Annotated in this window: 10 protein-coding genes; 1 reads left to right on the top strand and 9 read right to left on the bottom strand. The window is 51.3% G+C overall.

From position 1 onward, the window contains the following. Window positions 1–9: 9 nt before the first annotated feature. The 6 genes from K0H81_RS05550 to pnp all read right to left on the bottom strand — a co-directional run bounded on the left by K0H81_RS05550 (window position 10) and on the right by pnp (window position 7698). Window positions 10–1269 carry a NupC/NupG family nucleoside CNT transporter gene (locus K0H81_RS05550; protein WP_220060173.1) on the bottom strand — a complete coding sequence of 420 codons (1260 nt, stop codon included), beginning with the start codon at window positions 1267–1269 and terminating at the stop codon, window positions 10–12. A gap of 177 nt (window positions 1270–1446) precedes the next feature. Further along, entirely contained in the window at window positions 1447–2208 is a 762-nt protein-coding gene (locus K0H81_RS05545) for a TatD family hydrolase (protein WP_258406393.1), read from the bottom strand. 52 nt (window positions 2209–2260) lie between these two features. Next, entirely contained in the window at window positions 2261–2539 is a 279-nt protein-coding gene (locus K0H81_RS05540; protein ID WP_220060911.1) for a DUF5363 family protein, read from the bottom strand. Between the two features lie 252 nt (window positions 2540–2791). Beyond that, complete coding sequence (prfC, locus tag K0H81_RS05535) at window positions 2792–4372, bottom strand: peptide chain release factor 3 (protein ID WP_220060172.1); 1581 nt, start codon at window positions 4370–4372, stop codon at window positions 2792–2794. A gap of 195 nt (window positions 4373–4567) precedes the next feature. Further along, complete coding sequence (gene nlpI / locus K0H81_RS05530; protein ID WP_011866618.1) at window positions 4568–5458, bottom strand: lipoprotein NlpI; 891 nt, start codon at window positions 5456–5458, stop codon at window positions 4568–4570. A gap of 137 nt (window positions 5459–5595) precedes the next feature. Beyond that, on the bottom strand, window positions 5596–7698 hold the full coding sequence (gene pnp, locus K0H81_RS05525; RefSeq protein WP_011866619.1) for a polyribonucleotide nucleotidyltransferase: 2103 nt from the start codon (window positions 7696–7698) through the stop codon (window positions 5596–5598). Between the two features lie 195 nt (window positions 7699–7893). Between pnp and K0H81_RS05520 the strand changes: the two genes are divergently transcribed. Continuing rightward, complete coding sequence (locus K0H81_RS05520) at window positions 7894–9927, top strand: putative bifunctional diguanylate cyclase/phosphodiesterase (RefSeq protein ID WP_220060171.1); 2034 nt, start codon at window positions 7894–7896, stop codon at window positions 9925–9927. Window positions 9928–10034: 107 nt separating this feature from the next. Here K0H81_RS05520 and rpsO read toward each other — a convergent pair whose 3' ends face one another. The 3 genes from rpsO to rbfA form a co-directional block, all read right to left on the bottom strand. Continuing rightward, the gene (rpsO, locus tag K0H81_RS05515) at window positions 10035–10304 is read right to left on the bottom strand and encodes a 30S ribosomal protein S15 (RefSeq protein WP_011866621.1); all 270 of its coding nucleotides are present in this window, start codon (window positions 10302–10304) and stop codon (window positions 10035–10037) included. Window positions 10305–10399: 95 nt separating this feature from the next. Next, window positions 10400–11347 carry a tRNA pseudouridine(55) synthase TruB gene (gene truB, locus K0H81_RS05510; protein ID WP_220060170.1) on the bottom strand — a complete coding sequence of 316 codons (948 nt, stop codon included), beginning with the start codon at window positions 11345–11347 and terminating at the stop codon, window positions 10400–10402. Continuing rightward, window positions 11347–11769, bottom strand: coding sequence for a 30S ribosome-binding factor RbfA (rbfA, locus tag K0H81_RS05505; RefSeq protein ID WP_144203811.1), 423 nt, complete (start codon window positions 11767–11769; stop codon window positions 11347–11349). The genes truB and rbfA overlap by 1 nt, the downstream gene beginning before the upstream one ends. Window positions 11770–12002 lie beyond the last annotated feature (233 nt).

Genomic DNA, 12002 nt, shown 5'->3' with positions numbered 1-12002 from the left:
TCCTGAGACTTATAACGCTAGGAACAGACCCGCTAGCGTAGCACTCATTAGGTTAGCTAGAGAGCCAGCTACTACCGCACGGATACCAAGCTTAGCTAGGTCGTGGCGACGGGTAGGAGCCATTGCACCTAGACCACCCAGTAGAATCGCGATAGAAGACAGGTTCGCGAAACCACACAGAGCGAATGAAATGATTGCCTTAGTTCTGTCACTCATTACAGCGTTAGTCGCTTCAACTAGCAGACCACCGTCAGCAACGTCTTTCAGGTATGGAGCAAAGTTCAGGTAAGCAACGAATTCGTTAACAACGATCTTCTGACCGATGAAAGAACCTGCGATAAGCGCTTCGTTCCAAGGCACACCGATTAGGAATGCAAGTGGCATGAAGATGTAACCAAGGATCAGCTCTAGGGTGATACCTTCAGCACCGAACAGACCAGTTACGCCACCGATAATACCGTTGATCATCGCAATCAGACCAACGAAGGCTAGCAGCATAGCACCAACGTTCAGGGCTAGGTGCATACCAGATGAAGCACCGGCAGCAGCAGCGTCAAGTACGTTAGCTGGCTTGTCTGGATCTTCTGGCAGCTCATCCATTTCGTTAACAGTTTTCTCTGTTTCTGGATGCATTAGCTTAGCCATCAATAGACCACCTGGTGCAGCCATGAATGATGCAGCAACTAGGTACTCGATAGGTACACCCATCTGCGCGTAACCAGCCAATACTGAGCCAGCGATAGAGGCTAGACCACCCACCATGATAGCGAACAGCTCAGATTGAGTCATAGTCGCGATGAATGGACGAACAACCAGAGGTGCTTCAGTTTGACCAACGAAGATGTTAGCAGTCGCTGACATAGACTCAGTACGGCTAGTACCCAGAGCTTTCTGCAGACCACCACCGATGATACGGATGATCCACTGCATGATGCCCAGGTAGTAAAGTACCGCGATCAGCGATGAGAAGAAGACGATAACAGGCAGTACGTTGATAGCGAAGATGAAGCCCACTTTGAAGTTAGCCAGATCGCCAAACAGGAAGCCGATACCGTTTTGTGCGTAACCGATAACGCTAGATACGCCATCTGAAACACTTTTTAGAATGTCTTTACCGATAGGTACGTACAGTACGAAACCTGCAAAGAATGCCTGAATCGCAAGTGCACCAAATACGGTACGCATGTTGATAGCTTTTTTGTTGTTAGAAAGCAAAAAACCTATCGCGAGTAGGACGACCACCCCTACTAAACTCATTAAAATATCCATTAACCATCACCCTATTGTTAATACTTTTTAATTATGTTGTTAACCAACCTTTTTCACCGTCAGATTATACCCGACCGAATGGTTAAAATCGTCGTTTTGATCAAGTTTTTGAAGTTTTATTTCAAGGTGTTACAAAAAAAACTTGGTGCGATTAACATCTGTTTTTTCAAAAATAAACTAGAGGTCAAAGAGTTGCAGTGTATTTAGGAACACTTGTTCTGATACCAGAACGTTAGATTTTTTTTGCAATTTAGCGATTTTCTCAATTAGCAAATGCAAAATTAAGCTGGATCCGCCGGTTTTATCGGCAAAGTCCGACTTTTTCACCTGGGAAACCAGGGCTAAATCAGTCTCGATCACCAGATGTTCTAACGGTAACTTGACAAGGGTTTCTTGCAATTTTTTCGCTTTTTCCTCCAGCAACAGATGCCCAATACCTAGGTAATACCCCGCATCCACATAACGCTGAGCCAGCTGCATCGAGCCATAAAAGCCATGTATCACACCTCCTCTTGCTAGCGGGTAGCGCTTGAGTAACGCCAGCACCTCGTTGTGGGCCTTGACGCTATGCAAAATCACCGGCAAATCGTATTGCTGGGCCAACTGCAGTTGCGCCTCGAAACAGGGAAGCTGAGCCTCCCAGGAAGCTTTATGTAAGGCGTCTAATCCACACTCGCCGATGGCTACCAACTTAGGATCACCGCCTCGCTCATCAAGCAGTTTAGACAAGTTTTCAATATCTTGCCGCCAATCTGGCGTGCAATACCAGGGATGCACCCCAAGACTGTAGTGAAATCCGTAGCGGCTGGCGACCGCCTGCAGCTTAGGCCATTGACTGGCACTGACACCTGGGATCACCGCATCTTTGAGGCCATTGGCCTTGAGTCTCGCGACAAGCAGCTCACGCGCAGCATCAAATTCGTCGAAATCCAGATGCACATGACTGTCGATAACGGTTAGGCGATTAGCGCCGACGTCACCGTCTCGATTATCAGCGGCTGACATCATCGGCTTTGGCCCTAGGCGCTTGAGATTCTTTAGATTCTTGAAGGGCTTGCTGAGGCTCTTGCTCCTCTAGGGAGTTTAAGTTTAAATTTGAGTCCTTCAACTCTGGTTTATCTAACTCGGGCTTACCTAACTCAGGAGCATCCAACTCTGGTTTATCTAAATGGGGATCGCTCAGCTTGGGCGCGCAGCAGCGTTGATTCTCAGGCGTGAGGCCCATACGATCGCACCAGGCGATATAGGCCCGCCACCATTTGACTATCATCTTAACTCCTCACTTCAATGGCTCTTAATACCAATCACAGTAAGTGAGAGATCAGAAATAGCGAAGGAAAAACGTTCGAGAACGAGGCAGAATTTTTCGATGAGTAGTTGTTCTACAATCAAAATAATAACGCCGTTATCGGACGTTTTAACAAGCTAGAATGATCAATTATTTACTACGATTGGTATTACTATACTGAAGGGCTCAAAAAATGTGCATAAAAAAAGCAGCCTAGGCTGCTTTTTCATTTGATTAGTTTTCGCGGGTCTTAGCGAACTCTATGTCGGGATAACGTTCCATCGACAGATTCAGATTCACCATAGTCGGCGCCACATAGGTAAGGTTATCGCCACCATCGAGTGCCAGGTTGTTGCTGCATTTACGCTTAAACTCCTCCAGCTTCTTGGCATCTTTGCTGTAAACCCAGCGCGCCGTTGCTACGCTGATCGCCTCGTAGATAGCCTCAACCTTGTATTCACTCTTGAGGCGCTGCACAACCACTTCGAACTGCAGCACCCCCACGGCGCCTACAATCAGGTCGTTAGAGTCGAGCGGACGGAACACCTGCACCGCACCTTCTTCTGACAACTGTACCAGTCCCTTGAGCAGCTGCTTCTGCTTCAGGGGATCTTTCAGCCTGATACGACGGAACATCTCAGGTGCGAAGTTAGGCACACCAGTGAAACGAAGCTTCTCGCCTTGGGTGAAGGTATCACCGATGCGTATGGTGCCATGGTTATGCAGACCTATGATGTCACCAGGATAGGCCGCCTCGGCGCGGTTACGATCGCCCGCCATAAAGGTAAGCGCATCGCTGACGTTCACATCTTTACCTATACGCACGTGATGCATCTTCATGCCTTGCTCGTAGCGGCCTGAACAGACGCGCATAAAGGCGACGCGGTCCCTATGCTTAGGATCCATGTTTGCCTGGATCTTAAACACGAAGCCACTGAACTTAGGCTCATCGGGCTCAACATTACGCTGATCCGACTCACGCGGCTGAGGACGCGGCGCCCACTCGACAATACCGTCGAGAATATGGTCGACACCGAAGTTACCCAGCGCGGTACCGAAGAATACTGGCGTTAGCTCGCCCTTGAGGAAGGCCTCAAGGTCAAACTCATGAGAGGCACCCAGCACCAGCTCCATCTCATCGCGCAGGTCTTGTGCGTAGCTGCCGATCGCCTCATCCAGCTCTGGATTATCCAAGCCCTTGATGACGCGAGAATCCTGGATGGTATGACCCATGCCGTTTTGATAGAGGATCACCTCATCACGCAGCAGGTGGTACACACCTTTGAACTCTTTACCTGCGCCGATAGGCCAAGTAATTGGCGCACAGGCGATGTTCAGTACGTTCTCCACCTCGTCCATCAACTCGATAGGATCACGAATATCGCGGTCAAGTTTGTTCATGAAGGTCACGATCGGCGTATCACGCAGACGGGTGACTTCCATCAACTTGATGGTGCGTTGCTCAACACCCTTTGCCGAGTCGATCACCATGAGGCAAGAGTCAACCGCGGTCAGCGTACGATAGGTATCTTCGGAGAAGTCTTCGTGACCCGGGGTATCCAGCAGGTTCACCAAGGCCTCGCGGTAAGGGAATTGCATCACAGAGGTGGTAATCGAGATACCACGATCCTTTTCCATCTCCATCCAGTCAGACTTGGCATGCTGTCCCGACTTCTTACCCTTTACCGTGCCCGCCTTCTGCAACGCCTGTCCGAACAACAAGACCTTCTCGGTGATGGTGGTTTTACCCGCATCCGGGTGCGAGATGATGGCGAAAGTACGACGCTTGTCGACTTCAACTGTATAGCCTGACATGATTACCTGCGAATTTGATGGAGTGTTAAAAGCGGGCAATTATAGCGCCAAGCTTCACCTATGGCTAGTTTAGCGCGGCGGAACTGAGGCGGGCAGCTAACCTAAGTAAAAAGGCCCGCCGAGAATGGCGAGCCTTATAGAGTGATAGGTTGCTGAGTTGCTGAGTCGTTCAGCTTGGCTGACCTAAACCAGGCACTAGGGCTGAGCAATCAGCTCATTTATCTTCGCCAGCTCGACTCTGGCATACCTGTGCTCGACAAAATCATAGATATTGGTCGCTAGGGCCAGGCGGAAGTAGTTCGCGGCGTCACTGTAATTGCCCTGCTTCTCGGCGATCTTGGCGATATAAAAGTAGGCTTCGCACAGGCGCTCGGCATATTCGTTGGGATGGCTCAGTCCCTGCTTGGCCACCTCAAACACCTGCTCGCGGCTCTCCTTACCCAGATAGAAGTCTACCAGCGTGGTCGACCATTGTGAGTCATCCAGTTTGGCTCTATTGGCGGCGAGATGCTGCATCGCCTGCTCGCCATCGAGTTTCGACTCGGTGATATAGAGCCAAAGCGCGCGGTAGCCATCTTGCTCATTGGCCTGATAGAAAGACTGCATGTCGGCCACGGCCAGCTCATCGCGCTGCCCATAATAGAGAGCGATACCGCGATTGAGATAGGCATAATCATAATCTGGAGACAGCTCTAGCACGGCGTCGAAGGCCTCGTAGGCGCTCTCAAACTCCCCTTCCTGGGTGTAGTAGATGCCGATGAAGTTATAGGCATCGGCAAGATTGGGTTGCAGCTTCAGCGACTGATGAAAATCGATGCGACTCAGGATGCGCAGCCCGACGCTGTCGTAGATCACCCCGCGGTCATAATGAAAACGCGCACGCTGCTCTGGGGTCAGCTCGGCCGAGGCCAAGATATCGTTTAATCTGGCGAGGGTCACCTCGAGCTTATAATCGGGCATAACCGGGGCAACCATTAACTTGCCCTGCTCCGCCGTCGCCGCCGGTTGAGTCGATACACATCCTGTTAGTAACAAACTTAGGCTGGTCATCACCGCTAACGAGACCGAGCGTAATTTATGAGTCATCCATTTAACCTTTTCAGCGCTGCAATAGCCTCAATCATAGCAATACCAAATAGTGACGGCTATCTTCTATGAGAAAAAACCAATAAAAAAGGAGACCTAATGGTCTCCTTTCAAATTTAACTCGCTTTCGCTATCGATTATTCGCTAGCCGCTTCTTCTTTCGGCTGAGCTTCTTTCATCGACAGACGTACGCGGCCTTGGCGATCGACTTCCATCACCTTAACCTTCACTTCCTGACCCACTTCCAAGTAGTCAGAAACGTTGGCAACACGCTCCTCGGCGATTTGCGAGATGTGTACCAGACCATCTTTACCCGGCAGGATAGTCACGAAGGCACCGAAGTCAACGATACGAACAACCTTACCATTGTAGACAGTGCCCACTTCAACTTCGGCAGTGATCTCCTGGATACGACGGATAGCTTCTTTGGTCGCATCGCCGTTAGCAGACGCAATCTTAACCGTACCATCATCTTCCAGCTCGATAGTAGTGCCAGTCTCTTCGGTCAGTGCACGGATAGTCGCACCGCCTTTACCGATCACGTCACGGATCTTCTCTGGGTTGATCTTCAGTGTGGTGATACGCGGCGCGTGATCTGAGATCTCGGCGCGGTGGCCAGAGATAGCCTGATCCATCACATTCAGTATGTGTACGCGAGCACCGTAGGCTTGTTGCAGAGCGATCTGCATGATCTCTTTGGTGATACCTTCGATCTTGATATCCATCTGCAGCGCGGTAACACCGTCACGGGTACCAGCCACTTTGAAGTCCATGTCACCCAGGTGGTCTTCGTCACCCAGAATGTCAGAAAGTACAACGAAATCGTCGCCTTCTTTAACCAGACCCATAGCGATACCAGCAACTGAAGTCTTGATTGGTACACCGGCATCCATCAGCGCCAGTGAAGTACCACACACAGACGCCATTGAGCTTGAACCGTTAGACTCGGTGATCTCAGATACTACGCGGATGCTGTATGGGAACTCTTCAGCCGTTGGCATTACCGCGTGGATACCACGCCATGCCAGCTTACCGTGACCAATTTCACGACGCTTAGGCGAGCCAACCATACCGGTTTCACCCACTGAGTATGGAGGGAAGTTGTAATGCAGCATGAAGCGGCTGGTTTGCTCGCCCATGATGCTGTCAATCTTCTGTGCGTCACGCTCAGTACCTAAGGTACAAGTCACCAGCGCCTGAGTCTCACCACGGGTGAACAGAGCACTACCGTGAGTACGTGGCAGTACTCCCGCCATCACGCTCAGAGCACGAACCATATCTGGTTCACGACCGTCGATACGTGGGTTACCCGCGATGATGCGGCTACGCACCACTTTCTTCTCTAGGCTGCCAAGCAGACCGTCAATTTCGCGTGCATCGGCATCTGGGTTTTCAGCCAGTAATGCTTCTTTAGCCGCGGTTTTAACGACATCAACCTGAGCATAACGATCTTGCTTAACCACAATCTGGTACGCTTCGGTTAGACCCGCTTCAGCCAAATCTTTAACCTTAGCAACCAACTCTTCGTTTTGTACTGGCGCTGTCCAGTCCCACATTGGCTTGTTAACTTCGGCCTTTAGCTCTTTGATCGCCTGGATAACAACTTGCTGTTGCTCGTGACCATAAACCACGGCGCCAAGCATCACTTCTTCTGGCAGCGCATCGGCTTCAGACTCAACCATAAGTACTGCATTTTCAGTACCGGCAACAGAAAGTTCCAGCTGGCTGTTTTCTAGCTGTGAAACCGTTGGGTTGAGGATGTACTCGCCGTCGACATAACCCACACGAGCAGAACCCAGTGGACCATTGAATGGAATGCCAGAGATAGACAGTGCCGCAGAAGTACCGATCATAGAGATCACTTCTGGGCTGATTTCTGGATCAACAGAAACCACAGTGATGATCACCTGAACTTCGTTCTTAAAACCATTAGGGAATAGAGGACGAATAGGACGGTCAATCAGACGTGCAGTGAGGGTCTCGCCTTCAGATGGACGGCCTTCACGCTTGAAGAATCCACCAGGGATTTTACCCGCAGCGTAAGTTTTTTCCTGGTAATTAACGGTTAACGGGAAAAAGTCACGACCTGGCTCTTCAGCTTTCTTGCCAACAACAGTAACCAATACTGTTGTATCGCCCATACTTGCCAAAACAGCTGCGTCTGCTTGACGTGCAATAACCCCAGTCTCTAGTGTGACTGTGTGCTGACCATATTCAAAACTCTTTACGATTGGATTCACGTGAACCTTTCCTTAATTTAATAACCTTAATTTCGCGGCTAAGTATACTGCAAGTCTAATCAATAGATAAAGAGCACATGTAGATGACAAAGCTGAATCTTTTCTCTAAAGTGGTTAGATAAAGATAAATTTCTGTCTATCGCTGCTTTTTCTGAAAATAGAATGTGATTGGTCACTAGGAACAAGGGGTGGCAAATGAGCGCTCGGTTTAAATCCTTAACATGGAAACAGACGACACTGGTCGTGTTTTCAGCGTTATTTTTTGCCGTTGCCATCTTTATCGTCGAAGTCGCCTTAGTCGGTGTCTCGGCCCGTCAACAACTCATGGTCGCCCAGGAAGAGCTGCTGGACTCCATCGAACAACCCGCCGCCAACGCCGTCTGGGCACTGGATGACAATCTCGCCACTCAGACCCTCGAAGGGGTACTCAAGGTCGAGCATGTGGGCGAGGCGGTGATCGAGCTCGACGATGGCAGCATGTTTGTCTCCATGAACAACCCTTTCACCGACAACCCGCTGGTGCGTAAGCTCAGTGAAAAGCTGTTTGGCGACCTGAAACAGATAAGCCGCACCCTCTACCGTCCCTCTTTCTTCGAGGGCACAGAGAAGCAGCAGATCATCGGCACCCTGACCATCTTCTATAACACCCAGGAGCTGACCGACTCCCTCTTCTCCCAGTTACGCTTTAGCTTTCTGGCCACCCTGGCCCGGGCACTCTTGGTCACCATGGCGCTGTCCATCATCTTCCACCGCTTCCTCACCAAGCCGATCGCCCAGATCAGTGAGGCGATTGATAAGATAGACCCCGAGCTGCCGGACGAAAACCTGCTGCCCACGTCAACCGCCCACCAGGATGACGAGCTGGGCCTGGTGACATCAAAATTTAATCAAATCTTAATCCAGTTTGGCCAGACCCAGAGCAAGCTTCGGCGCATGGCGACCCGGGATCCCCTCACAGGTCTGCCTAACCGCACCCTACTGCTGGAAACCATAGCGGTATCGATTCAGCGCGCCAGGGTGCACAAGCATCAATTTACCATGCTGTTTATCGACCTCGACCGTTTCAAGAACGTCAACGACTCGCTGGGCCATGCCCTGGGGGATCAGTTCCTGGCCCGTATAGCCAGGGTGCTGGAGCGGGTCGTCGGCGATCGCGGCACAGTGGCGCGTCTCGGCGGCGATGAGTTTGTCATCCTGGCCGAAGACGCCAGAACCCCGGATCAGGCCGCCGACTTTGTCGACAAGCTGCTGATGCAGCTCAACGTGCCACTACAGCTGAATGAGCACACCATACATCCCGCCGCGTCGGTGGGGATCTCCATCTACCCCGACGATGGTCTGAGCGCCGAAGATCTGATCCGCCACGCCGATATCGCCATGTACAGCGCCAAGGCGGCTGGCTCTAATCAATGGGCCTTCTTCAAGCAGCAGATGACTGAGCGGGCCGCGGTGCGTCTGAGAACCGAGGCCTCCCTGCACGACGCCCTGAAGAACAACGAGTTCCTGCTGCATTTTCAGCCCAAGTTTAATATCAAGACCGGCAAGGTGATCGCCTGTGAGGCGCTGATTCGCTGGAAGAAAGATGGCAGACTCATCAGCCCCATGTCTTTCATCCCTGTGGCCGAAGAGACAGGCATCATCATCCCCCTGGGGCGCTGGGTCATCGAAGAGGCCTGCCGCACCCTGAAACATTGGCGTAAGCGCTACAACTACGCCATCCCCATCGCGGTCAACGTCGCCTCGCAGCAGTTTGCCGATGCCAGCCTGGTGCCGGACATCAAGCAGTTGGCGCTGAGATACCAGATAGACCCCAGTCTTTTAGAGGTGGAGATCACCGAGACCTCACTGATGAATGATATCGAGCTCGCCATCCATAAACTGGAGCAGCTCAAGGGCGCAGGATTTGGAATCGCGGTCGATGACTTCGGTACCGGCTACTCCTCGCTCTCCTACCTGCGTCATCTGCCGATCACCACCATGAAGATAGATCGCTGTTTCGTGACGGATCTGCCTAACGAGAGCGCCATCGCCTCGACTATCTTGATGCTCGGCAAGCAGCTAAATCTGCATATCGTGGCCGAAGGGATTGAGAATGAGCAGCAGCTTAACTGGCTAAAACAGATGGATTGTGAGATAGGCCAGGGCTTCTACTACAGCCAGCCGCTGGATATCAGCGAATTCGAGAACCGCTATATCGCCCCCAACACCGCCAGCATCAGTCAGCTTTAATCGTCGCTTTAATGTCACCACAGCGATTAGCTAAAGCCATTTCCGAAAATCAGGCATAAAAAAAGGAGGCTTAGCCTCCTTTTTCCACTACAGCACTAATCGATAGATTAGCGACGTAGACCTAACTTCTTGATAAGCTCTTGATAGCGCTCGTTTTCAGTGCGCTTCAGGTAAGCTAGAAGCTTACGACGAGAGTTAACCATGCGAAGCAAACCACGACGTGAGTGATGATCATGGATGTGCTCTTTGAAGTGACCTTGTAGGTGGTTGATCTGTGCAGTTAGCAGAGCAACCTGAACTTCAGTAGAACCAGTGTCATTTTCACCACGACCGAAATCAGCCAGGATTTGTGCTTTTACTTCTTTACTTAGTGACATTTTTTTCTCCAAAAATAGATAGAAACTTCAGCCGATCACTAACTCAGCCAAAGAGAGCGCGCTATAGTACCGATTTTAGCGCCATTTAGCAAGCCTCAAGCCTGCTCGTCGTGCAATACCACCAGACGCTTAGGCGCCAGCAAGCCATCGTCGTTCATCTGTCCGATACCGACAAACTGTTTCGCCTCACCTAGGGTGATACGCACCAACTCATCGATGGGCAAATTAGCCACCTGAACCGGATTACCGTTCATCAGATAATGGGCCAGCTCATCGGAGACGTTGATCTCTTTGAGGCCGCTCACCGCGGTATCCATGGGCAGCAACAGGGGATCCAGTAGTTCCTTAGGCGGACGCTCCTCTTCCTGCGCCTTGGCAAGCAAGGCCTCAAGCTGCTCCAGTGTCACCATCTTATCGTAAGGATAACCGGCAACGCCTGTGCGGCGCAGCATGATGACGTGAGCACCACAGCCCAGCATCTCACCGAGATCATCGGTAATGGTACGGATGTAGGTCCCCTTGGAGCAGTGGATGTCCAAGGTCAGCTCGTCACCCTCAAGCTTAATAAAGTTAAGCTCGAAGACGTTGATAGGACGCGCCTCGCGCGGCACCTCTTTGCCTTCTCTGGCGTACTTGTACAGAGGCTGGCCCTGATACTTGAGCGCCGAGTACATAGAGGGCACCTGCATGGTCTCACCACGAAAATGCTCCAGCGCCTCTTCGAGCTGCTGCTCGGTGAAGTTAATCGGGCGCGTCTGCACCACCTCACCGTCAGAGTCGCTGGTATCTGTGCGCACACCCAGCTTGGCGGTCACCAGGTAACGTTTGTCGGCATCGAGCAGATGCTGCGAAAACTTGGTGGCCTCACCCAGGCAGATCGGCAGCATGCCGGTCGCTAAAGGGTCCAGCGCGCCAGTATGACCCGCCTTGGCGGCGTTATAGATTCGCTTTACTCTCTGTAAGGCGAAGTTGGAGCTCATTCCCGTGTCTTTGTCCAGCAGCACTATGCCGTCGACCAAGCGACCTCTAGGTTTACGCGCCATTATTTATCGTCCTGCTCGGTATTGTCCTGCTCTTCGTCTTCACGACCGTGTTCAACCGCCTTAGCCTTATCCTTGGTGATCACCTGACTCACCAGGTTAGACATGCGCATCCCCTCGATCAGCGACGCATCATAGATGAAGCGGATTTCGGGCATAACCCTAAGCTTCATACGACCCGCCACCAGAGAGCGAACATAACCCGCAGCCGCTTCCAGCGCCGCCAGCTTCTCTTCTACAACCGCCTTGTCTTCCTCGAAGAAGGTGACATAGACCTTGGCGTAGTTCAGATCGCGAGATACATCGACGTCGTTGACCGTCACCATACCGATACGCGGATCTTTGATGTCCCGTTGCAGCACCTGAGCCAGCTCCTGTTGCAGCTGCTGAGCGATGCGACGAGTACGACTAAATTCTCTTGCCATAATATTTTGCCATCTCAAAAACAGGTGACCGGCTTGGTAAAGCTGCAACCGCTGCTATTTGGGTCGCGTCTTGACTCTGGGTCATGCCTGAACAAAAAGGGCGGCTTGCGCCGCCCCTTGATACTGATACCAATCGTAGTAAATAGCTAATCATCCTAGCGTATTAAAACGTTCGATAATTGCGTTAGCATTTTTGATTGTAGTCTAACTACTTATCGAAAAATTCTGCCTTT

This window comes from Shewanella halotolerans (genome assembly GCF_019457535.1).
Taxonomy (GTDB): domain Bacteria; phylum Pseudomonadota; class Gammaproteobacteria; order Enterobacterales; family Shewanellaceae; genus Shewanella; species Shewanella halotolerans.
The sequence above is the reverse complement of the archived record's forward strand: the minus strand, read 5'-3'. Positions and strand labels throughout refer to the sequence as shown.